General features: G+C 42.2%; 23 protein-coding genes. 7 read left to right on the top strand and 16 right to left on the bottom strand.

Features of this window, described 5'->3' with window-relative positions; genetic code table 11:
* Positions 1-41: 41 nt before the first annotated feature.
* The gene (locus IGI46_RS00205) at positions 42-1,469 is read right to left on the bottom strand and encodes an MFS transporter (protein WP_429972599.1); all 1,428 of its coding nucleotides are present in this window, start codon (positions 1,467-1,469) and stop codon (positions 42-44) included.
* A 63-nt stretch (positions 1,470-1,532) separates the two neighbouring features.
* Between IGI46_RS00205 and IGI46_RS00210 the strand changes: the two genes are divergently transcribed.
* From IGI46_RS00210 to IGI46_RS00240, 7 genes are all read left to right on the top strand, one after another.
* On the top strand, positions 1,533-1,979 hold the full coding sequence (locus IGI46_RS00210) for a hypothetical protein (RefSeq protein WP_429972600.1): 447 nt from the start codon (positions 1,533-1,535) through the stop codon (positions 1,977-1,979).
* Positions 1,980-2,014: 35 nt separating this feature from the next.
* A complete protein-coding gene (locus tag IGI46_RS00215; RefSeq protein ID WP_429972601.1) occupies positions 2,015-2,467 on the top strand; it encodes a competence protein ComK in 453 nt (150 codons plus the stop codon).
* A gap of 430 nt (positions 2,468-2,897) precedes the next feature.
* A complete protein-coding gene (locus tag IGI46_RS00220) occupies positions 2,898-3,104 on the top strand; it encodes a hypothetical protein (protein ID WP_429972602.1) in 207 nt (68 codons plus the stop codon).
* Positions 3,105-3,120: 16 nt separating this feature from the next.
* Entirely contained in the window at positions 3,121-3,339 is a 219-nt protein-coding gene (locus IGI46_RS00225) for a DUF2922 domain-containing protein (protein WP_207703723.1), read from the top strand.
* Positions 3,340-3,394: 55 nt separating this feature from the next.
* On the top strand, positions 3,395-3,778 hold the full coding sequence (locus IGI46_RS00230) for a hypothetical protein (RefSeq protein WP_429964366.1): 384 nt from the start codon (positions 3,395-3,397) through the stop codon (positions 3,776-3,778).
* 44 nt (positions 3,779-3,822) lie between these two features.
* Positions 3,823-4,539 (top strand): DUF2922 domain-containing protein, encoded by a 717-nt coding sequence (locus IGI46_RS00235; RefSeq protein ID WP_429972603.1) that lies wholly within the window; start codon positions 3,823-3,825, stop codon positions 4,537-4,539.
* Positions 4,540-4,672: 133 nt separating this feature from the next.
* A complete protein-coding gene (locus IGI46_RS00240; protein WP_242704509.1) occupies positions 4,673-4,753 on the top strand; it encodes a putative holin-like toxin in 81 nt (26 codons plus the stop codon).
* 486 nt (positions 4,754-5,239) lie between these two features.
* Here the strand turns inward: IGI46_RS00240 and IGI46_RS00245 are convergent, their stop codons facing one another.
* The 15 genes from IGI46_RS00245 to IGI46_RS00315 all read right to left on the bottom strand — a co-directional run bounded on the left by IGI46_RS00245 (position 5,240) and on the right by IGI46_RS00315 (position 22,067).
* Positions 5,240-5,386 (bottom strand): putative holin-like toxin, encoded by a 147-nt coding sequence (locus tag IGI46_RS00245; RefSeq protein WP_010758334.1) that lies wholly within the window; start codon positions 5,384-5,386, stop codon positions 5,240-5,242.
* Between the two features lie 229 nt (positions 5,387-5,615).
* Entirely contained in the window at positions 5,616-6,998 is a 1,383-nt protein-coding gene (gene lpdA, locus IGI46_RS00250) for a dihydrolipoyl dehydrogenase (protein WP_429972604.1), read from the bottom strand.
* A 12-nt stretch (positions 6,999-7,010) separates the two neighbouring features.
* Positions 7,011-7,688, bottom strand: a complete 678-nt coding sequence (locus IGI46_RS00255; protein ID WP_429972605.1) for a 2-oxo acid dehydrogenase subunit E2 — start codon at positions 7,686-7,688, stop codon at positions 7,011-7,013.
* Entirely contained in the window at positions 7,681-7,923 is a 243-nt protein-coding gene (locus IGI46_RS00260; RefSeq protein WP_429972606.1) for a biotin/lipoyl-containing protein, read from the bottom strand. Before IGI46_RS00260 ends, IGI46_RS00255 begins: the two co-directional genes overlap by 8 nt.
* Positions 7,924-7,936: 13 nt before the next feature.
* The gene (locus tag IGI46_RS00265) at positions 7,937-8,908 is read right to left on the bottom strand and encodes an alpha-ketoacid dehydrogenase subunit beta (protein ID WP_207704158.1); all 972 of its coding nucleotides are present in this window, start codon (positions 8,906-8,908) and stop codon (positions 7,937-7,939) included.
* A 13-nt stretch (positions 8,909-8,921) separates the two neighbouring features.
* Positions 8,922-9,902 carry a thiamine pyrophosphate-dependent dehydrogenase E1 component subunit alpha gene (locus IGI46_RS00270; RefSeq protein WP_429973936.1) on the bottom strand — a complete coding sequence of 327 codons (981 nt, stop codon included), beginning with the start codon at positions 9,900-9,902 and terminating at the stop codon, positions 8,922-8,924.
* Between the two features lie 439 nt (positions 9,903-10,341).
* The gene (locus tag IGI46_RS00275) at positions 10,342-11,574 is read right to left on the bottom strand and encodes a RuBisCO large subunit C-terminal-like domain-containing protein (RefSeq protein ID WP_429972607.1); all 1,233 of its coding nucleotides are present in this window, start codon (positions 11,572-11,574) and stop codon (positions 10,342-10,344) included.
* Between the two features lie 39 nt (positions 11,575-11,613).
* Positions 11,614-14,577: a sigma 54-interacting transcriptional regulator gene (locus IGI46_RS00280; RefSeq protein WP_429972608.1), complete on the bottom strand. Its 2,964-nt coding sequence runs from the start codon at positions 14,575-14,577 to the stop codon at positions 11,614-11,616.
* Between the two features lie 118 nt (positions 14,578-14,695).
* On the bottom strand, positions 14,696-15,967 hold the full coding sequence (locus tag IGI46_RS00285; protein WP_207704154.1) for a PTS transporter subunit IIC: 1,272 nt from the start codon (positions 15,965-15,967) through the stop codon (positions 14,696-14,698).
* A gap of 43 nt (positions 15,968-16,010) precedes the next feature.
* The gene (locus IGI46_RS00290; RefSeq protein WP_010756850.1) at positions 16,011-16,304 is read right to left on the bottom strand and encodes a PTS sugar transporter subunit IIB; all 294 of its coding nucleotides are present in this window, start codon (positions 16,302-16,304) and stop codon (positions 16,011-16,013) included.
* 22 nt (positions 16,305-16,326) lie between these two features.
* Positions 16,327-16,830 (bottom strand): PTS sugar transporter subunit IIA, encoded by a 504-nt coding sequence (locus IGI46_RS00295; RefSeq protein ID WP_429973937.1) that lies wholly within the window; start codon positions 16,828-16,830, stop codon positions 16,327-16,329.
* A gap of 20 nt (positions 16,831-16,850) precedes the next feature.
* Entirely contained in the window at positions 16,851-17,891 is a 1,041-nt protein-coding gene (locus IGI46_RS00300; RefSeq protein WP_429972609.1) for a zinc-binding dehydrogenase, read from the bottom strand.
* A gap of 288 nt (positions 17,892-18,179) precedes the next feature.
* The gene (locus IGI46_RS00305) at positions 18,180-19,859 is read right to left on the bottom strand and encodes a ribonuclease J (protein WP_429972610.1); all 1,680 of its coding nucleotides are present in this window, start codon (positions 19,857-19,859) and stop codon (positions 18,180-18,182) included.
* A gap of 311 nt (positions 19,860-20,170) precedes the next feature.
* Entirely contained in the window at positions 20,171-21,424 is a 1,254-nt protein-coding gene (locus IGI46_RS00310; protein WP_429972611.1) for a hypothetical protein, read from the bottom strand.
* A gap of 127 nt (positions 21,425-21,551) precedes the next feature.
* Complete coding sequence (locus tag IGI46_RS00315; protein WP_429972612.1) at positions 21,552-22,067, bottom strand: helix-turn-helix domain-containing protein; 516 nt, start codon at positions 22,065-22,067, stop codon at positions 21,552-21,554.
* Positions 22,068-22,162 lie beyond the last annotated feature (95 nt).

Genomic DNA, 22,162 nt, shown 5'->3' on the forward strand with positions numbered 1-22,162 from the left:
CCCATCATTAGCTTCAATGCAATTAAAAGCATCTGATACAACTAGGCATTCTTCTTTTTTCTGAATCGAACGGCAGAAATAACTAATGCAATAAAACACAATGCGAAGGAAGCGATAAAGGTAACGCGCATTCCAAAAACAAAAATATCTGGTCGATTGGCAATGTACGTGGTCACTCGTTCCCCATAAGCTACACTCATTCCACCATAGAGAATCGTTGTTGCCAAGGCAATCCCAATCACCATACCTAAATTCCGAGCAAAAGAATTCATACTACCTGCTACACCTAAGTTCTCTTTGGTTACACTGCTCATAACCATCGTGTTGTTTGGTGACTGAAATAGTGCGTTTCCCAAGCCCATGATGGCTGTTGCAATAACAAAATACCAGATAGGTGTTGTTTCATTCATGAAAATATACATAATCTGAGTTAACGAAAGCATTGCTAAACCTGTAATAACTAGAATTGGTGAACCAATCTTGTCTGTAAGGTATCCACTGATGGGTGAACCCACTACCATTAATAACGGAAATACCATCAGCAAGAGACCGGAATAACTAGCCGAAAGCCCTCGTGCACTTTGTAAATAAAAGGGCATTACTACATTGACAAAAAAGTTCGAGGCAAAGATCAATACCGCTGTAATTAAGCTCATGGTAAACATTTTATTTTTAAAGATGGAGAAGACGATCAACGGATCGGTTTTCCGTTTTTCTACATAGATGAAAAGGAGAAAAGCGATCAGTGCTAATCCAAACAGGCCTAGAGGCAGCGCATGTAAATAACCAATTTCTTGGCCGATGAAGATGCTGCCGAAAAAGCTTATAATCGTTACCGCAAAGGTTCCAAAGCCCAAGAAATCGATCTTGCGTTTGGACATAGTTAAGTCTTTCGGCAGGAATTTTTCACCGATTAAAATGGTGATAATTCCCACTGGAACATTGATCCAGAAAATATAGGACCACGAAAATTGCGACAAAATCAAGCCGCCAATTCCTGGTCCAGCAATCGATCCCAAGGAAACAAATGCACCAATTGCCCCTAATGCCCTTCCACGTTCCTGCATTGGGAAGACTTCTGTGGCAATTCCTGAATTAGTTGCCATGGTCATGCTAGCACCAATGCCTTGAATCACGCGGCTAAACAGCAGAAACTCTAGCGAATGATTGAACCCGCAAAGCAATGAGCCCACCGTAAAAATGATGGTACCCATTCGATACACCTTAATCTTTCCAAAGCTGTCACCGATTTTACCAAACAGCAGCAGACAGGCACAAACAACGATTAAATAGATGGAAACCACCCATTCCGCCTCATTCATTGGTACATTTAAATCTCTTGAGATAGTTGGTAAAGCGATGTTCACAATACTAGAATCCAAGGTGGACATGAAAGCAAACAAGGCTACCGAGACTAATATCCACCAGCGATTTTTTTGTACCAATGGATCATCTTGATAAGTCCTCATATAAAACATCCTTCTTTCTAATCATTGTGATTATAACAAGTTTTCCAAAAAAATAGCAGCAATATGTTGCCAAAGCTTACTGCAAGAGTTAGAACATGTTCTGATAAAATAGAAGGAGTGGTTTATGATGGGGGAACTAAAGGTCCGAAAAATAGGCAATCAGCTAGGGTGCTTTTCCCTAAGGAATGTGGCTTGCAGGATGGAGATATCTTGGAATATACCAAAGAAGGGGACAAGTATATTATGGATGTTCAAAATGCTGCCAAGAATAATGATCGTCAGTTAATCGAGGAAAGCTTCGCTGATTTTGCAGTTGGGCACTTTTCAACCGAAGAACATTGGATCATCTTCTACCAAGAGACTGGGTTAAGTTCGATAGAGGACAAAGCATCCTCGTTTGTCCTATACCTAATGGAAAAGGGCCTCTTGTTATACGAGAAAACCTGCCTTTTTTATCCAAGGAAAACCCCTTGGAAACCATCAATACATTCTTTAAAACGCATCGCTTAATGGATTATCACCTGATGCCACGAACCTGCTAATCGTTGAAGGCGTTACCATCATTGAAGGTACCAATCGTGAATCAGCATTTTGCTTTGTTCCCAGTTTTTAAACCGGAAGAGTCTAGCTGGTTCAATCCTTTAGCTATTGATCACATTCAAGAGGAGGACGGGATCTGCTCTGTGACCCTGACCCACGGGTTGACTCTGGAGCTGCCGATTTCCAAACGTTCATTAATCAACTTAGCCGGCAAGGCTGTCTATTCTTTGGCGACTTATCGGCAAGACTATGCCTCCAGTTTAAAATCAGATGGTTGTCCACTGGATTACGTTTCTCTTCCTGCTACACCAGTTGGACAGCTGCTAAACACCCAAGACCTGCTTCAACGCTGGCACATGAGTCCTGGCATGTTTTTCAATCATTACAAATTGGAGGAGCATTTACTTTGGTATCAACAACTAGCGGATTGTCCAGATATAGAGGCTCGGCTGTATTAGCTTAAAACGAAACAGTCTACTATTAATTAAAAAGATCGCTGCAGATTCTTGTTTTTAACTAAGGATCTGCAGCGATCTTTTTGGAGAAATTGCCCTTATTATATCCCCAGAATTTTCGATATAGTTATTCTTTTTTTGTTTCTATAGTTATTTTTACACTGTACATCAATTTCCATCAGAAGCCTTTTTAGCCAATAATCCCTATCATAGCAGGATTATTGGCTATTCGTTGTTTTCACAAGACTTTTGCAAGTTTCCTTAGACTTTTGTTTTTAGTAAATTATACTTTACGATCAAATCAATAGTCTTCAAAAAAATCGTGCAAAAGTCTCTGGTATTTTGCAAAAGTCTCCTTTTGTTTTTTTATTCCTTTAGTTTATTGTTTAGTCACCGGCCGGAACAAAAAAATTATCTCACAGGAGGAAACCAAATGATCCAGCAGTTAGGCACCAAATTACAAGTACAAATCGAACAAGCAGGCAAAGACAAACAAAAGAAAGTGAACTTCAGCAACATCGTCACAAACCCAGCAGAATCAGACATTACAAAGTTAGGCGAAGTCATGGCTGACTTAGCAGGAGATGGCAGCAGCCTAGACAGCATCATTGTTACCAACCAAACTCGTGTTACTAAATAAACCCAAGGAGGAAGCTATGCCCGAAACAAAACTAATCGCTCGCTTCAAAACCGAAGCGGACAAAACGCACACCTGGAGTTATAACGAACCGGATACCACTAAGACTCCAGCAGAAGTCAAAGCAAGCTTAGAAGAACTAACTGCTCTAAACCTCTTCAAGAAGGATGGCATCCGCCAGTTCTTCTCAGTGGAAAGTGCAGAATTTGTTACTACCAAAGAAACACCACTATTTTAAACACAAGTATGCCCCGCGGCTAGAGCGCCGCGGGAGCTGAAGGAGGAAACCACCGATGACTGAACAGCCTTTCACTCAATACCAACTATTTCATTTAAAAAGCAACAAACTAGAAGAACAAATTGTTCATTACTATCAAGAAACCCAGGATAGTTCTGTGACGATTCAACTATTGTTAGCCATGAAAGTTCGCCATATGCTAGGCGAATCTGATTTTGAATTATTCCTGCAGGATTTAGTTAAGCATCTTTTTGCCAACAATCGGATTACTCGTGCCCTGCGCCGTTACTTCTATTTCTTTAGAGAATATTTTGAAGAGAATGAGTGGGAGATCTTATCAGCTCGGTGTTTTCCACCTGCACATGTCACTACAGAATTAATGGAAGTCATCCCGTCAAGTGTTGAAGGAAATGAACAGGACACTTTAGAAAGTTCCTGAAAAACTACTATATAAAGATAAAAAAATTAAGGAGAGAAAAAAATATGTTTAAACTAGCAGCCGTATTTGAAAATGCCGCAGGAAGAACCCATCGCTGGGGCTACAATGATCCAGATCCAACGAAGAGTCCAGAGGAAATCAAAACAGCCTTAGACACCATAACTACGTTAAATCTATTTCAGAAAGACGGAATCCGACAATTCACTAAGGTCGTTTCCGCGAAATTCGTTGAAACTATTGAAACACCGATTTTTGATCTATCGAAGCCAACACCAGAAGCTTATATCGCTGATCCAAGCAATATCTTTTCAGCTCATATTGTAGCTGAAGAAGCACCGCAAATCTCTGAAGTACCTGTTTTAAATGAAATAAAACCAGAAGAAAATGTACTTGAAGAAATAATTCAAGAAGAGGTTGTTGCACCAAGAACGGCGGAAACCATTGTTCAAGTGCCAGAAACAATGAAGTCAATTGAGAAAAAAGCGGTGGTGTCAACTACTTCTTTGAAGGCTCCTTTATTGAACTCTGATTCACTGGCAGCTGTTGTTGAGAAAGCAGCGCCTAATGAAGTTTCCGTTGTTGTACCAAGTGCTTCATCCCAACAACTGGAAACTGTATCGAATGAAACAGAAAGTAACTTGCCAATAATCGATAATCAGACAATCCAGAAGCCCGTTAACCCAAGAAAGGCCCAAGTTGATCGAGTCCGAGCCTTTCACGAAGCCAAGAAGAAGAAAAAAGGCAAAAAGAAAAAACGCTAGAGTGATTTCCCACCCTGCCCTTGTGGTTTGTAAAGGAGGTGATGTCTGACTTAGCAGTGTTTATGGCGGTGGCTGAACTTCTATAAAGGAGGGATGCGAAAAAAATGCTTAACCTAGGAAAGGATTTCCCGCCATGACTGTGTATCAGGCGTTGACCTTGGCAATTGCCTTTGCGACCTTGATCATTACCCTTGATCGACACAACAAGAAATAATACCAACCTCTACTCACAGTCACCGTCTTAAACGGTGCTTTTGAGGTGTTATGCGCGCAGCACCTCTGCTTTGAGTAGAAAAGTTCTACATAATTGAGGTTGGAATTTAGCTTTTTTCTGCCGTTTTGTTGGCAGTCTGCGATCTTTGATAATTGAATGAACCAGTTGTTTTTTTAGTGATGGATTGTAGTCATTGATTCTTTGAAGAGAGAGTCTTGTGTAGAGTGAGTCTTTAGATATTGCATTTCATTTTTGCCTATTTGTGGCTTTAATCCGTCAGTAAAGTTTGACGTTACTGTTTGTTCTCGAGACTACTTCTATGGAGGGAGTGCTATACTTTTTAAGCAGAAAATGCTACTATAGAGGTGTAAAAGGAGCATGCTGGTAACATGCCCCTAATGCTAACTTGAACACCGTTTCAAGAACGGCAGCTATAGTTTAATTATTTAAAGAAATAACCGTACTACAGCTTGCGTCGCTGAACGGTTATTTTCTTTTGTCTTTTAATTCGATCAAAGCCACAACTACACCGACAAAGGTTAGCACAAAGCCACCAAATGCCAGCATCAGCTGCAAAGCTTCAGCGGTTGACAAAAGGCCTCTCCCTTCTTCAGATTTTGTACTTATCTCCATAAGTACCACCTCCCAAGAGATAGCCACCGTTCACGATTCAGTTATTTGTTAGCCTCTTTATTATAACAGCAAAAGTAACCGCTATCACTAGGTGTTTTCAATAATGATTAATAAGTTAAATCTGGTTCAAAGACCAATTCACCTACACCTGCTAACAAAATAAACCTCAGAATTTTTTGTCTGCTTATCCACTCTTGATAAACACCGTAAAATTCTGAAGTTTATGGTTTTAGTTTGGAATGTGAATCGCTCGTTGATCCGCAGCTAAGGCAGCTTCTCGGACCACTTCGCTGAGGGTTGGATGCGGATGGATCGTTGCAAGTATATCTTCGACGGTTCCACCTTTTTGTAAAACTAATGCTGCTTCGGTGATCAAATCAGTTGCTCGTTCACAGAGTAAATGAACACCCAGCAGTTTTTGGGTTTGCTCTTCGACTAGAACCTTGGCGAATCCATAGGTTTTGTCCATTGCTAGAGCCTTTCCGCTAGCTTTTAGCGGGAACTTGCCAACACGATAGGCAAGGTCTTTTTGGGCTGCTCGTTCTTCTGTCAAACCAACACTGGCGAATTCTGGATCGGAGTAGACACAGCCTGGGGTAGCTTCACCCCTGAATTTTTCTGATGCTCCTAGTGCGTTCTCCACGGCACATTCTCCTTGGGCGGAAGCATAATGGGCCAACATAATCTGTCCAGTACAATCCCCAATTGCGTATACATTTGCTGCATTAGTTTGGAGGTACTCATTCACTAGGATTCGTTGTCGTTCGGTTTGGATACTGGTATTTTCAAGGCCTAAACCCTCAAGGTAGCTTCTGCGGCCGACCGCCACTAGCAGCTGCTCTGCCTGAACGGTTTCTTCGCCTAAAGAAAGCTCGACCTGCTTTTCATCGCCGGCAACTACTTCAACTCGTTGGCCTAATAGGAAATGAATGCCTGCCTTCGCTAATTTCTTTCTGAGCAGTCCAGCTAGTTCTTGATCCATCGAAGGCAAAATTTCTGGCTGTTCTTCAACAATGGTTACTTTTACCCCAAAGCTATTAAAAATAGAGGCAAATTCGATCCCAATTACCCCACCGCCAATGATGGCTAATGATTCAGGCAAGGTTTCTAGAGCTAGGGCTTTGCCTGAATCCAACCAATTAGTGTAGGTATCTAATCCTTTAATTGGTGGAATGAAGGGCTGCGAGCCGGTAGCAATCACAATCCGATCTGGCTGCAGCTGAATTTTTTCCCCATCTGCGGCAGTCACTTCTAAGGTTTGATCATCTACAAAAGCGGCGGTACCTGGCAAGATTTCAATTTGATTGGCTTTCATCAAGCCCTGTACACCTTTAACCAGCTGCTTGACTACCCGGTCCTTGCGCTTCATCACTGCTACCCAATCGAAGCCTTGTGCCTCGGCTTGAACACCGAATTTTTTAGCTTGTTTCACCTGCTCTAAGGCTTCTGCTGATTGCAGCAATGCCTTGGTTGGGATACAGCCTACATTTAGACACGTTCCGCCAAGTTGATTTTTTTCAATTAGCGTGACCTTGGCTCCTAATTGAGCGGCTCGGATCGCGGCTACATATCCGCCGGGACCGCCGCCGATAATTGCTACAGTTTTACTCACTGACTGACCTCCCTATTCTTTTGGTAACTGTTCGTTGGGATTTTCTAAGATTTCAGCTAAACGGGTTAAGAAGCGGGCACCCGTCGCCCCATCGGCTACTCGATGATCCAAGGTTAGGACTGGCTGTAGAACCGAGGCTACAATCAGCTGATCGTTTTCATCAACATAAGGTTTCTTGGCAATCTTTCCAATTGCCAGAATACCTAATTCCGGTGTGTTCACAATCGAAGAAAAGGTCTCAATATTAAACATGCCCAGATTACTGATGGTGAAGGTGCCACCAGTCAGCTCTTCCATTGAGAACTTGCCAGTTTTACTTTGTTCCTTGATTTGATTCAAATCATTTTGAATAGCTGCTAATGACTTTGTATCCACTTGGTTGATTACGGGAACTAGCAAGCCTCGTTTGGTATCGCTAGCAATACCGACATTGACTGCCGCTACACTTTCCACTAACCCCTCCACAAAACGTTGATTGATTTCTGGAAACTCAGACAAGGCAATCGCGACTGCTTTGGCAATAATCGCTGTAAAGGATACCTTTGTAGCCAAATCCTTGCGATAGGCGATTAGCTGATCGCAACGAACCGTAGTACTCAGTTGAAACTGGGGTACATCGGTCCAGCTGCGAATCATTTGCTTGGCCATGGCTTTTTTTAGCCCAGTCAGCTTCTTTCCTTCACTACTCATCGACTTCAATCCACGCAATCGTTTCACCGATATCGACAGTTTCGTCTTCTTCCTCGACTATTTCCACTAAGGTACCATCAACGGCTGATTCTACATCGGTTGTCGCTTTATCGGTTTCGATTTCTAATAAGACTTCTCCTTTTTTAACCGAATCACCGACTTTTTTGTACCAAGTAAGAATCGTTCCTTCATCCATATCTAAGCCAATTTTTGGCATAATTACTTCTTTTTTCATCAATGGTCCTCCTCTATTTCAATGTAGCTCTGACAGCTTCCATTACTTGTTCCTCATTTGGCACATAAGCAACTTCTAAATTACGAGCAAATGGTACTGGCACATCAGGGGCAGTTACTCGCAAAACGGGTTTCTTTAAATGCTCGAAGGCAAACTCTTGGATTTGAGTGGCTATTTCGCCGCCAAAGCCAGATTTTTTAACCGCTTCATGGACGATCACCGCATGCCCTGTTTTTTCAACTGATTTTAGAATCGGCTGCATATCTAACGGTTCGATACTCTTCACATCAATGACTTCGGCACTGATGCCTTCTTCCTTCAGCTTTTTGGCTGCTTTCAATGCAACGTCCACCATGGCTGAGTAAGCAATCAAGGTAATGTCATCGCCAGCTTCCTTGACTTCACTTTCGTAACTGACTTCATAAGGTTCTTCTGGCACTTCGCATTTACGTTTGTACAGCGCTTTGTGTTCCACAAAAACCACTGGATTGTTATCGCGAATCGCCCGCAGCAGCAGGCCTTTGGCATCGTAGGCATTTGACGGCATTACGACCCGAATACCTGGTACGTGAGACAAAATATTTTCTAATGATTGGGAATGCTGAGCACCATTTCCTAGTCCAGCACCACATTGCGTGCGAATGACTAATGGAATACTCACTCGTCCGCCATACATATACCGCATTTTAGCTGCCTGGTTAAGAATTTGATCGAAACAAACACCGATAAAATCCATGTAAGACAATTCAACAATTGGTCGGCGACCGATCATAGCTGAGCCGATACCTGCTCCGACAATCGCTACCTCGGAGATCGGGGTGTCTCTCACCCGTTCACCGCCAAAATTATCTAATAAATCGTAACTGCATCGCAGCTGACCGCCGTAAACAGCGATATCCTCCCCGATGGTAAATACATTTTTATCACTGTTAAAGGCAATGTGCAGTGCTTCATTGACCGCCTGACGCATTGAAAGTTTCCGCATATTAATCTCCTTCCTATCCTTTGGAAAAGATTTTCCATTCGATTTCTTCAAAGGTTGGATCGTATAAATCATTCATGATATCTTCAACCGCCGGCTCAGGATCTAGCTTGGCCTGTTCAGAAGCAGCCAGTACCATTTTTTCTTCTTCTTTTTGAATAGCTTTCAAAGCTTCTTCGCTTACGCCATGTACCTTGACTAAACGCTGTTCACAGCGGACAATCGGATCTTTATCTTTCCATTTTTCGACATCCTCGCGGTTGCGATAATTTTCGCTGTCACCAAAGTAATGGCCAGACATGCGGTAGGTATCCATTTCCAGCAATACAGGTCCTTTGCCTGCTAAAACTTCTTCTTTGATTTCGGCAAAGGTTTGATAAACGTCCACTAAATCATTTCCATCAACCGTTAATCCTTTGATTCCATAAGCCTTCGCCCGGTCCGAAATTCGTTCGATATTCATCGATTTTTCAGTAGAGGTTGAAATGCCAAATTTGTTATTTTCACAAATGAAGACCACTGGTAAATTCCAGATGGAGGCCATATTTAATGCTTCATGGAAGGAGCCTTCATTAGAGGCACCATCTCCGAAGAAGGAAACGGTCAAGTTTGGTTCATGAGCAACCTGTTGACCTAGTCCTGCACCCATCGCCATTGGAATTCCGCCACCAACAATCCCGTTGGCTCCCAGATTTCCGGTAGCTAAGTCAGCAATATGCATGGAGCCGCCTTTTCCTTTACAGTAGCCGGTTTCTCGTCCCATCAGTTCAGCGAACATGCGTCGCAAATCGGCGCCTTTAGCAATACAGTGACCGTGGCCGCGATGGGTAGAGGTGATATAGTCTTTATTACTTAAATGGGCACACACGCCTACAGCAATGGCTTCTTCCCCGTTGTAGGTGTGGACTGCCGCCCGAGTGATGTTGGCTTTCGCCAATTCAATGGCTTCATTTTCAAAAGCCCGAATGCGGATCATCACCCGATAGAGTTCTAACATCGTTTCTTTCGAGATCTTGCTTTCCAACGAAATTCCCCCTAATTCGTATTGTAGTATTCATTTTTCTTGAGGAAAAATGAGTTTTATTCTCATCACGTGTATCATCCGACTAGACTTTTCGCTGCTTGTTTGAGTGGATACTTTGGATACTTCTTTCTGATTTTTGATGCTGCGAAAAGTTGGACTGACACCCTAGTTCATTTTATGGTATTCATTTTTCTTGGGGAAAAATGAGTCTGATTTTCACCACGTATATCATCCAACTAAACTTTTTTAATTCTTGTTTGGGTGGATACTTTGGATATTTCTTTCTGATTTTTGATGCTGCGAAAAGTTGGACTGACATCCTAATTTGTATTATGGTATTCATTTTTAATTCATCTATCAGCTATTTGGAGTGTGGACAAAGGTTTGCCCCTTGTCCACGTGCTTTATTTTCTTAACTCCAGAATTTCAGTGCTTGATCTAATTCTTCGTGGGTATTGGCTGCTTCGGTGACGGGGACCTCTGCCATGACTGCTTCGATAGCCTGCAATAATGCTTTGGCTCCTGAGACTGCTCCATTAGGGTGTCCGTAAATTCCGCCACCGGCCATTAGGATAGTTTCGTTGCCTAGCAGGTTCATCAGGTACTCAATACTGCCGGGATGAACCCCACCAGCAACTGTGGTAAAGGCTGGTTCAATCTTCTTCATAGGAGTAGACAAGGCACTGTGCGTTTCCACTAATTCATCCGTAGTTGTGCCAAAACGTCCGCTGTCTGGATAAACCAATGGCATATCCATTCCCATGATCCGTGGTAATTTTCCACAGCTTAAGGCTGCTGACATTCCATTGTTTTGGGAGCGGTAATACGCACCGGCTCCAGCACAATGGCCAAAGATTGGAATCTTGATATTTTCTTTTTTTAGAAAGCGAACTAAGTCTTCTGTGGCTGCCCAGCCTAATGCGTTATAGTTCACCATGATAGAGTTAGCGCCGGCATCAATCGCTGCTTTGGCACGATCGACAACATTTAAACCAGTGATATTCACTGCGTACAAGGTGGATTGATCTTTGCCAACTTCCTTCAAATGTGCCATGACTGTTTTTACTCGATCTACCATTGGTGAATAAACCGGATCACTTAATAATTCATCGTCCTTGATGACATCTGCTCCACCTAGGGCTGCTTTGGCTGCCCCGGCAGCACTCGCTTCTGGTGGAACACCAATGCAAGGCTTCAAGATTGCTCCGACTAATGGACGATCCTGAATACCTAACAGGTTTCGGATACCGCTGACACCCATTAATGGCCCAGTAAATTCTTCCAGCATGGCATCAGGAAATTCAATGTCAACTAAGCGAATACCATCTTGAGCTAAAACATTTCCCGCTACGGTACTGATAACCATTGCCATGTATGCCGGAAAATTGGCAGTTGGATAAGCTACTCGTGCTACACAAGAAATACCATCTGACATTGGATAGACACCCACTACCTTCGCGCCATATTTTTCAATTACTTCAGGTGTTTCGCCTTCCACATGAGTCCAGGTGCCGGCACTTTGGTCAGCGGCGACTAATTTTACCCAGTCATAAAGATCCGGTTCCTTTTCTGAACGCATGTAATAAGTTGCAACAACAAACTCATTGCCTAAGCCTTCTACCATTTTCAACGTTTCAAATTTCATGTCGTTTTTCATCTTCTTTCAGTTTTTGGTTGATTCCTATTAGTCATCGACAGGCTGGTTTACCAACGTCTGTGATTTTGGATAAAAAGGATCTAAACAGGCTTGAATTTCTTCTTTGCTTTGTAGATTGGTTAATGTCTCAACCTTTTTCTTATCTGAGATTACCGAGTAAACCTGACTGAAAATCGGACCAGTTTCTTCAGTAAAAGCTAGCAATAGAACAACCTTCGCTAGTGCTTGATTTCCCCAAGGAATTGGTTTTCGCGGCAACAAAATCGCAATTTGCGGTTTAATTACCTCTGAAAAGTAGCCATGAGGAATTGCTACACCGGTTTCTAAGCAAGTTGGTACCATGTTTTCTCTTTCAATCACAGTTTGAATAAAATTCAACTTCACGTAGCCTTGAGCCACTAACTGGTTCGCTAAAAATTGGATCGCGGCTTCCTTAGTTTGAAAATCCTGATCCATGAAAATTAGCGATTGGCTGCTAAGTGGCAACGTATCTACTTGTTGCGTTGGTAACAGCATTTGTCGTTTTTTTAATCGTAATATGAAGCGTTCCAACGCTCCTGTTTGATGCATTTCTGACATTATAAACAGTGGAATATCTCCTGTATTGGCATCAAGAGAGCCAGCCATTCCTAAAATATGATAGTCCTTTTTCACTTCAGCAATTTGACTGTCCAGTGGCTGGTCTGTTAATAAGCTCAAAAAAATGAACGCAATCGAAGGTGCCAAAGTACTAATTTCTTGGTTGAGATGCTTGTACAAATACTGGGCGCAGCCTTCACCGGTTAGACAGAAAAAAACAAAAGCAAGTCGTTTGGGCGCAGCGGTTGTTTGCTTCTTCAAAACGACATTTTGCTGGTTCTTAATCAAGGATTCAGCTACTTCATCTATATCCATATCTACCAGCTGTGTTTTGCGAATCGCATCTAGTACCATTAAAGTATCTACCCGAGTAACTGTTCGAACCTCAATATCCAGCTCTCCCCCGATTTCACTGCCGAAGGTTTCTGGTGAACCCATATCTACTAAGATCAGTACGCCTCGACCTTGATTATTCTTTTTCACTTGCTCTAGCAGGCGGTTGTATATCGAACGGGGACTTTCATCTAAACTAATACAAAGTGAGGTCAAATGAGATTTGCCCATCAGCTCATTCGCCACTGCAACCATTTCTGCTGCCACTCGACCATGCGTAACAACGATAACTCCAATTGCCTCGCCATAACGAACGTTTCCGCTGTTAGTAGCGGACAGGTACATAGCGATAAAGCCGATTTCTTCATCCGGCAGCTCCATCCCAATGTATTGTTTTGCCAAGCCTGCCATTTTATAAGCCAATTGGAATTCTTTAGGGTAATGTTTCTTCACATTAGATAAATTCGGATTTAAAATACGCTCTCCGCGGCGAATGCGCTCAATTGAGGCGTTAAAGTGTGTCGCTAAGCAAAAAAGTAGGGACTTATCAATCTCACCTAGCTCTTCCTTAGCAACCTTCAGCATCTCTTCTACCATTTTCAGCAAATCTTCTTCCACGATCGTTTGGATATTATCCGTGATTTGATTCACATTCTTATCGGTTTGAATGTTACTGATATAACGGGAAATTTTCTTTTCCATCAGCTTCCAAATGATAGAATTGATGTCTTTTTCTGAAAAATCATTATTTTGAAGTTTTTCGTATTCTGTTTCAATAATCCGGTACAAACCATCAGAAAATTCATTCGGATCTTTAATTTTTAATTCTGGAACAATTGCTTCATCGGTTGGAGAAACAATTAAATCATTTGCAGTAAAGGTATCCATTTCTTTGGAGGGGGCTTCGGTTTCCTGCAGCTGTTGATGGGAGATAACTAGCGTCTCGCGATCAATCAGAATACAAACGTTATTGCCGGCTTTATGCATACAAGCCAAGTACCCTTTAGCGCAAGCCACCTGAATTTTACTTCTCAGCTCACCAACGTTTCCGGGATAGTGTAAAGATAATAGTCTGCGCATTGCATCAGAAGTTATCACGATCTCACGATTTACCCGCAGTGCCTCTTGATGAAAAAAGGTCATGATAATATCATATTTCTCATCGATTCCGCGCATTGAAAGTGACGGAATGGCTATCGTCATCGGAATGCGGCGCCGGAAAGTATCCAGCAAGTTTGTCTCTATATCTTCAGTCGTTGCAGCAATAATCATGACTTGGGCATTTCGCGTCTTCTGATCTCCCAGCCGACGATAAACGCCCTTATCAATTAATTGAAACAGCATTTCCTGTCCATCTGGCGGCATGCGATGCACCTCATCAAGAAATAGAATACCGCCATTGGCATGACTGATTAATCCTTCGCGATCTTCGTCAGCTCCCGTAAAGGCTCCTCGTTGATAACCGAAAAGCTGCGCATTCAATAGTTGAGGATTCTCAGCATAATCCGCACAGTTCAGCTCGACAAAGGGCATATCCTTTGGCTCTAACTGCTTGCTGAACAAAGCAAATTTGTACATAGCTTCAGCTAGCACACTCTTCCCAACCCCAGTCTCCCCAACAATCAATGTATGAAGACCGATTGGTGGATACATTACAGCCGCTTTGGCTTGCTCCACCTGGATACTCAGACTGCGTTGCGCACCGATGATTCCCGCAAAGGCCTCGTTCTTGATCATTTGCGGCGATGCGTCTTGTTTCCCAGTATCTACAGATATATTTTGCTGTTCAACAAAATTGATAATGCTGTTTAAAGTAATTCGATAACCTGAATCAACTAACCGTTTAGTCAGTTGATTCATGCTGATCGTTGGTTCCGCTTCCAAAAAAGTCAAAATTGCTCTTAACAAAACAACCTCTCGTCGTTCTCTGGAATTTTCAATACCTGCTTTTTTTCTCATGGTAGTCACGCTACTCCGAGAAAGCTTTAAATGTTCAGCCAGTTCTTGATCTGTATAGGGATTTTTTGCATCTTCAGAGTCAATCATCTGCAACATGCGCGTATAATCGGATGATTTCATAGTGTTTTACCTCCTCAACAGATTTTAGTAGTTATAAATGACAGTTACTATTCATTTATAATCCTACTATAAAAACTGTCTTGACTGAACAACCTAATTCTTGTTTTTAGTCCTGTCGTTAATAGTTTACGAAGCCTAAAAGATCAAGGATTTTATACATTATGAAGGTAATTGGGTTACCTCCTTCTGACAGACTGCTAATTAAGCTTGTGCCTTCTGGAAATTCAAAGCCTACAATTTCAGCAATGTGTGTATGCGCTCCGGCCATTGCAGTGGCACACCAGAAATAAATGGCAAATACTACAAATACGGACATACAGATGTGCAAAATATTTTCCTTAGCAAAGGCAGTAATCCCGATAATGAACCATGGAACGGCTACTAATGAAGCGGTCGCCAGCATTCTATTTCCAGGAATAATCGACATAAAAGTAACGATTGGTGTCATGATCAAAATCGCTGACATGGTTGCTGGATTTCCCATAATAGTAGAAGCATCAATCCCAATCCAAACTTCACGGCCCTTCATATATTTCGCTGTAAAGATTTTCGCTTGGTCGGAAATAGAGATTAAACCTTCCATCATGATTTGGATCATCCGTGGTAATAGAATCATTACCGCTGCCATATTGAAACCTAATAACAGGATTTGCCGAACATCGTAACCGGCGATAAAACCAATCAACATCCCTAAGACAGCCCCAATAACAATCGGTTCGCCAAAGATCCCCATTTTTTCCTGCATGGTTTCTGGATCGGCTTTGACATTTTTGATGCCAGGAATTTTTTGAATCAGTTTTACAACTGGAATCCCAATCATAGCCGGAGCAATAATCGCCCCTGTTGGCCAACTACAACCTGGAATACCGTAAAATTCTTGGTAAATTGGCGCCATTTTGTCCGCCCATTTCAAAGAAACAGCCATATAAATGCAACCTGCTAGTACAGTAAAGATCATGTTGCCGGTTGCTCCATAAATTAAAGCCGCACTTGCTGCAAAAGACCAATAATTCCAAAAGTCTACCATTAATGTCTTTGTGAAGTTTAAGAAAATCAGTGCAATATTCGTTGCAATTAATGCGATGATTACCATTCCTGAACCAGGTTGTCCCCAGGCCATCCCCATTAAGCCCCAGCCGACGTCTACAACGTCCAAATTCCAGTTCATTCGTTCAACCATTGACAGGGTCGCCGGTGACATTTGTGCGATCAGCATATCTACAGTTAAGTTCAATCCAATGAAACCAACCGTGGCAGTCAATGCTGAACGGACGGCATCCCCAACTTTCAACCCTAAAACCAGTCCAATAATCAGCAAGGCTACACATAAAATCCCATTACTACCTAATCCCGTAAACCATTGGAACCCTTTGTTTACTGCTTCAAACATGGATTTCCCCCCATTCTTTTTTCATTCTGTTTTTCTTAACTGCCTACCCCTTAAGAATTTGACGCATTTCTTCCATGGCTTCTTCTTTACCAATTCCTGAAATAAACGGGACACCATTAACCTTAGGTGCATTTAATTCTGTGGTTACCGGTGTCATCAGCAAATACATATCCGGCTGCATGGTACTTAAGACGGTCTTCAATTCCGTTGCTCGACGTTTGTTCAATTTGACTTTGATGCCCAATTCCTTGGCTACTTTCTTCACCTCATTTTCACCTGCAGTGGAGGTTGCGAACCCCGCTCCACAAACAACTACGACGATTTTTTCTTCTGCCATTTTTATACTCCCCTTTCTTTAATTACCGTTCGGTTTCTCTTTTAGAGAATTCATAGTGCATGATACTTTCTACTTCTTCTGGTGATTTTGCTGCCAAAAGCTGTTGAACTACTTGCGTATCCTGGATAATTTCCATAATATCCTTGATCATATACAGGTGTTCATCGTTCAAGCTGGCCGCTAACATAAAAACAACCTTTACTTCTAAAAACAGGTTTGGATCTTCCATACTGGCAAACTTTGCACTATTTTTCAGTACTGCAACGCCAATCCCAGCTTTGAATACCTGCGAGCGTTCACTATGAGGAATGGCTATTGGTACTGGTGTTGGAACCCCCGTAGGAAATTCTCGTTCTCTTTCTAAAACTGACTTTCCGTAGCAGTCTTCCACCATCCCATGAGCGGCCATTTCACCGGCCAGCTGGTAAATCAGTTGATCACGGTTCGTTTCCTCCGTGATGATGGCATGGATCTCATTCTTGCTTAGCATCTGGTTCTCAGTGAATGATTTATCCAATTGAGTCACCTCCTTCACTTTCTACATTCTCATGGAATGATGACACCTTTAATCATTTTGCCGGCTCGCATATCGTGAAAGCCCTGCGCCAAATCTTTTAACTCATATTTATGCGTGATAAATTTCCGAGCATCCAACTGACGATTTAAGACTAAATTCAAGGCTTTTCGATTCACTTCTGGTGAATAAGCTGAAGCCCCGTAAACCATAATTTCCTTGTAATGAATTGCATTAGTGTCCAAAAGCTTCGCACTGGATGGATGAATACCGCCAAACAAGATGACCTTGCCTCGCTTACGGGCCAATTCAACCGCATCAGCTTGTGCTTGACCTGCTGGGCAGGCACTAATTACCACATCAGCTCCTCGTCCACTAGTTTTCTCTAACACCATTTCTTTTAAGCGAGGATCTGAGCTGCTCATGTTGATAACATTATTGAAGCCTTGCTTGCGGGCTAGATTGGCTTTGTCTTCATTCATTTCCACAATCAGTACTTCTTTTACACCTCGAATTTGGGCAATCTCACTATGCAGACAGCCGATTGTTCCAGCACCGATAACTACTACTAGATCATCCATGACGATATTGGTATTTATTTGCGCACACAGCACTGACGACGCTGTTTCCGCAATAACTGTATCAATTGGATCAATATCTTCCGGAATTGCATTGAAGCAGCCATGGTCAATAATTTCTTTCGGAAAGGCAATGTATTCGGCAAAGCCTCCATTGATTCCTTCCGCTGTCCCAATCATCCGAATGTTGTCGCAAAGATTTTGAATCCCATTTTGACAATACCAGCATTCGCCACAAACGATGACTGGAGCGATGGACAGCTTAGTACTTACTGGGAATCTTTCATAATTGCTTTCTACCACCTCAGCGGAAATCTCATGGCCGGAAATCGCTGGCAAAATTGAATTTTTCGATCCACCACCATAGGTACGTAAATCCGAACCACAAATCCCACAGGCAATTACCTTCACTTTTATACCATCTGCAGGACAAGCTGGTTCCTCTACCTCTTCGTAGCGTACATCATCTGGTCCATACAAAACTTCTGCTTTCATTGGATCACATCCTCATCTCTTTATTTGCTTTCACTTTTTATAAAGCAATTCCTGTGCCAACTTCTATTCAACTTGGTTGAAGCTTGTCAAACTAAAGAAAGCGGTATCAAAAAGATTAACCATGTTGGCAAAATTGAACACTTTTAGACCTTTCATTTTGGTTTTTGACCTGTTCATTTTGGTTTACGAGAAAGGCAGCCGGTCTTTTAACTAGCAACCTGCTTCTTAAAAACGCAAAAAAACACAGTCAAACGATTGTTACGTTCGACTGTGTCTTTAGCTTACTATTTATTTGCGGCGTCCACGGCGTTGATTGGCTTCCATAATGACAGGAAGAATCACCGGACGACGTTTGGTTTGTTCAAATAGGTAGCGGCTTAGCTTGTCACGGATATCTTGTTTCAGTTTGGCCCATTCAAAATCATCCGAATGCAAATGCTTCACAACGATTTCTTCGGTTATTTCGCCGCTTTCTTTAATCAGGTCACGGCTTGCTTTCACATAAACAAAGCCTCGTGACGTAATTTGTGGGGCTGAAACGATCTTTTTGCCTTTACGGTCAATCGTTACGACGATGACAAAGATACCATCCTCAGATAAAACTTTACGATCACGCAGGACAATATTACCGATATCGCCTACTCCAATTCCGTCAATCATGACGTTATCCGCAGGAACACTGCCGGATGAGCTTAGATGGTTGTTCTTGTACTCCAACACATCGCCTCGTCCTGTGATGAAAATATTCTTGTAAGCCATCCCCAATTCGTGAGCCAAATCAGCATGTGCAGCTAATTGACGGTATTCTCCTTGGACTGGAATAAAGTATTTCGGTGACATAAAATTCAACATCAACTGCAAATCACGGGGATTCGCATGGCCAGAAACGCGCAGATCTTCTGAAATATTCTTCACGATTCCACCAGCACGGTAAATCATGTCTTCAGTCTTTGCCACAGTTGTTTCCATTGCCGTAGTTGGTGTAGTGGTAATGTAGACCAAGTCACCTTCTTCAATGCGAATATTGCGATGAGAACCGTTCGCCATTTTTTGCAACGACTTAATTGGTTCACCCATGCGTCCAGTTTCTAGGATGATTAATTCTTCAGGCTTGTACTTTTTCATTTCCTTCAGAGTAATAAACAAATCCTCAGGAACTTCCAACTTGCCTAAACGCATTGCTGTACGGATAATTCGTTCGAAATCTTGACCGGTTAGTACTACTTTGCGATGGGCTTTTTCAGCGGCATTTAGCACCTGCTGAACCCGTTGCAGGTTGCTCGCAACCGAAGCGACGATAATCCGGCCTTCCCAGTATTTGATGGTATCGAATACTTCGTCGGAAATTTCTCGTTCTGAAGCGACTTGAATCGCATTTTCAGCGTTAGAAGAAGAACTGAACAGCGCCAAGACACCTTCCGATCCGATCTCTGCCAAGCGGCGGTAGTCGGTTGCATACATTGGAATAGCCGTCGGATCAAATTTGAAGTCGCCAGTATAAACCACGTTTCCTTCATCGGTTTTCAGGCTAATCCCAACGGAATCTGGAATCGTGTGCGTTGTCCGGAAGAAGCTGACACTGGCTGAACCAAAATCAATCTCCGTATGCTCATCAATGACATGAAAATCTTTGAAGTTTTTGCTGTCTTCATTGTCCTTCACACTTAACTTCGCCAATTCGATCGTCAGCTCCGTACCAAAAACTGGAACATTCACTTCGGATACTAAATAAGGCAGAGCACCGATCGCATCTGCGTGCCCGTGAGTTAAGAATACTCCCGCCACTCGATCAGCATTTTCAATTAGATAGGTAAAATCAGGAATCACAATGTCGATTCCCAACAGTTCATTTTCTGGATATTTTAGTCCGCAATCTAGGACAAAAATATCGTTATCCACTTCAACCACATACATGTTTTTACCATTTTCACGTACTCCGCTGAAGGGGATCATTTTGATTGTACTCAAAAATAGCCACCTCTTATATTTTTTATCTATTGGTTTCAGCTTCCTCAGACCCCGTAACAGTTCGGTCTGTGCTTATACTCACTAGCTATTATACATGATTTTTGCTGAAAAACCATGAACAGAGCTAGAAACTACCGAAACCCTTAAAAAGATTTAGAAGCTCAAAATCGCAAACTGTTCCGATTGACGATAGATAAAACATCCTTACTTTCTACTTTGAAGTTTTAAGGTAAAAAACTTTTCTTCATTTTGAAGGTTTGCCCATTTTTTTAAATTACTTGCAAAAAAAGAAGGCATTCAGCCTCCTTTATTTAGGGGAATCCCCGTACTTCTTTATCTATTACATCTGCAATATCCATAAATGGCGTCAAACTGGAATGCCCGTTCTCCAAAGCCGTTCCGGTTACCATTATCCGTGAATTCCGGTAATACTCTGGGGTGAATTCTCCCCAGGATTCTTGGGTGGCGTTTTGTTGGCTAAAGACAGAAAAACCTGCGTCCTTTAAATAAAGATACGCTTGATTGTATTCATTATATGGCTGCCATGTACCAATATCTGAACCTGCTGGAAACAAAAGCAACGGTGTCTCACCAATAATCGATTCCACCTCTTCTTGGTATTTAATAGTATCCGCTTGAATCATTGCCAAGCTAGAATGGTCAAAATTGATTGGTGCCCATGAGTAGGAAGCCAGTGTCCAGCCGGTTTCCTTCAAACGATCAGCCACAGCTTTTGCCCGCTGCTTCTCTTTGGTGTTCTTCTTTGCGGAAACATTATAGCCAAAAACACCGTCTGCACCAGTTACTGCCAAAGCTCCTTTTGATCCGCGATAAGAAAAGTCCGGATGCTTCCAGACAAATTGATCCACTAAAGGTACCATATCATAATTTCCAGCCAGTTCATTCTCACCAGCCCGATAACAACTTTTCACCCGATTGTCCTTATCCACTACTAATTTACTGGAAAGTCCTGCTTCAGAGTTTTCTTCGTTGTAAGAAACATTTTCTTGAGACAAAATTAGCGGCTTTTTCCCCTCCGGCAAAGCCACTCCGACAAATTGCCACGTGCCATCGTTCGTTTTTTTCACAATGTCAGACAAGCGCACCAGTACATAGTTTCGTTCATATAATTCGTTAAGCAGACGTTCAAATTCATCCGTCGTTACATTATTGCCCTGATAATCCACCGTTCCAGTTGAGCTGAAGGCTTTTTCCGGCAGAGGAACAAGTGGCTGCATCGATAGGTGTGAAAACAGCGCAGGGTCAGACCACATAATGGTCTCATTCTTTCGCAGCTTGTAATCAAGCAACCGTTCTTCCACTCCTGTGAAATCCTGCCCTTGAAGCAGCTTGATTGCACCATCATAATCGTACTGCATAGCCAAGCTATCGGCCTGTTTCAATTGTTCCTCTTCTTTTTCCGTTAAAGGACTGACAGTGTTCTGAACGGGCGGCTCACTTTGTTCTTCACTGCGATTACTCAATCCCATTTTTATACTAATCCCTGTAGCTAGCAGGATCACTAAAATCAATCCGTAAACAACAACCTTTTGCCTTTTTTTCATCACAATCCTCCAATAAAGAACTTTCATTCACAATTTTAAGGTAAAGTGTATAAAAAATATATAGGAAATAGCGAAAAAGGATAAAAAGTCGTGTCTTTTTAGTCTCGAACAGCCTATTTTTTTAGAATTATAGCGTATACAGATAAGCGACAAAAAGTAAGATCAGAATTAATGCCGCAAGGGTGATTATTTTACTGTTTCTGATCTCTTTCTCCCAGTCATGCTCACGGCCTTTTAACCGATCAATCTTCATTTTTAGATAAAGCCATGGAACAAAGTTTGTGCCCGCCGCAGCTACAATCAAAAATTGACAACCTCGATTCAAGCCACTTGGCAGGATGAACATCAAAATCAGCAGCAAAGTACTAGTCATTATTGGTCCAAAAAATAAGATTCGGCTCAATTGTGCTGCCTGTTCCTTTTTCTTTAAGTCTTCTACCATTTCCGATCCCTCCATTAATAATTCATCCAGAGAAAGTCGATAAAGTCGTGCCAGACGAATCAAGCTTTCAATGTCCGGCATATTTCTTCCATTCTCCCAGTTGGAAATTGAACGAGCAGATACAAACAGCTCTTCAGCTACCTCTGCCTGTGTCCAATTATTTTCCAGTCGTTTTTGTTTTAGTTGTTCACCAATCTTCATGCTCTTCTCCCGTTCTTTTGCTGCTTCTATCGTAAATTCAATCAGACCATTTGTCTATAAAATTTAGGTAGAAAAGTCTTTCCGGTGTTGCTACA

This window comes from Enterococcus sp. AZ163 (assembly GCF_050498925.1).
GTDB classification, from domain to species: Bacteria; Bacillota; Bacilli; order Lactobacillales; family Enterococcaceae; genus Enterococcus_A; species Enterococcus_A ferrettii.

Excerpts from the sequence above, each read along its gene's own strand:
- IGI46_RS00205 (WP_429972599.1), bottom strand. The coding sequence starts at position 1,469 with ATGAGGACTTATCAAGATGATCCATTGGTACAAAAAAATCGCTGGTGG.
- IGI46_RS00210 (WP_429972600.1), top strand. The coding sequence starts at position 1,533 with ATGTTGCCAAAGCTTACTGCAAGAGTTAGAACATGTTCTGATAAAATA.
- IGI46_RS00220 (WP_429972602.1), top strand. The coding sequence starts at position 2,898 with ATGATCCAGCAGTTAGGCACCAAATTACAAGTACAAATCGAACAAGCA.
- IGI46_RS00225 (WP_207703723.1), top strand. The coding sequence starts at position 3,121 with ATGCCCGAAACAAAACTAATCGCTCGCTTCAAAACCGAAGCGGACAAA.
- IGI46_RS00230 (WP_429964366.1), top strand. The coding sequence starts at position 3,395 with ATGACTGAACAGCCTTTCACTCAATACCAACTATTTCATTTAAAAAGC.
- IGI46_RS00235 (WP_429972603.1), top strand. The coding sequence starts at position 3,823 with ATGTTTAAACTAGCAGCCGTATTTGAAAATGCCGCAGGAAGAACCCAT.
- IGI46_RS00240 (WP_242704509.1), top strand. The coding sequence starts at position 4,673 with ATGACTGTGTATCAGGCGTTGACCTTGGCAATTGCCTTTGCGACCTTG.
- IGI46_RS00245 (WP_010758334.1), bottom strand. The coding sequence starts at position 5,386 with ATGGAGATAAGTACAAAATCTGAAGAAGGGAGAGGCCTTTTGTCAACC.
- IGI46_RS00255 (WP_429972605.1), bottom strand. The coding sequence starts at position 7,688 with ATGAGTAGTGAAGGAAAGAAGCTGACTGGGCTAAAAAAAGCCATGGCC.
- IGI46_RS00260 (WP_429972606.1), bottom strand. The coding sequence starts at position 7,923 with ATGAAAAAAGAAGTAATTATGCCAAAAATTGGCTTAGATATGGATGAA.
- IGI46_RS00265 (WP_207704158.1), bottom strand. The coding sequence starts at position 8,908 with ATGCGGAAACTTTCAATGCGTCAGGCGGTCAATGAAGCACTGCACATT.
- IGI46_RS00270 (WP_429973936.1), bottom strand. The coding sequence starts at position 9,902 with ATGTTAGAACTCTATCGGGTGATGATCCGCATTCGGGCTTTTGAAAAT.
- IGI46_RS00275 (WP_429972607.1), bottom strand. The coding sequence starts at position 11,574 with ATGAAATTTGAAACGTTGAAAATGGTAGAAGGCTTAGGCAATGAGTTT.
- IGI46_RS00280 (WP_429972608.1), bottom strand. The coding sequence starts at position 14,577 with ATGAAATCATCCGATTATACGCGCATGTTGCAGATGATTGACTCTGAA.
- IGI46_RS00285 (WP_207704154.1), bottom strand. The coding sequence starts at position 15,967 with ATGTTTGAAGCAGTAAACAAAGGGTTCCAATGGTTTACGGGATTAGGT.
- IGI46_RS00290 (WP_010756850.1), bottom strand. The coding sequence starts at position 16,304 with ATGGCAGAAGAAAAAATCGTCGTAGTTGTTTGTGGAGCGGGGTTCGCA.
- IGI46_RS00300 (WP_429972609.1), bottom strand. The coding sequence starts at position 17,891 with ATGAAAGCAGAAGTTTTGTATGGACCAGATGATGTACGCTACGAAGAG.
- IGI46_RS00310 (WP_429972611.1), bottom strand. The coding sequence starts at position 21,424 with ATGAAAAAAAGGCAAAAGGTTGTTGTTTACGGATTGATTTTAGTGATC.
- IGI46_RS00315 (WP_429972612.1), bottom strand. The coding sequence starts at position 22,067 with ATGAAGATTGGTGAACAACTAAAACAAAAACGACTGGAAAATAATTGG.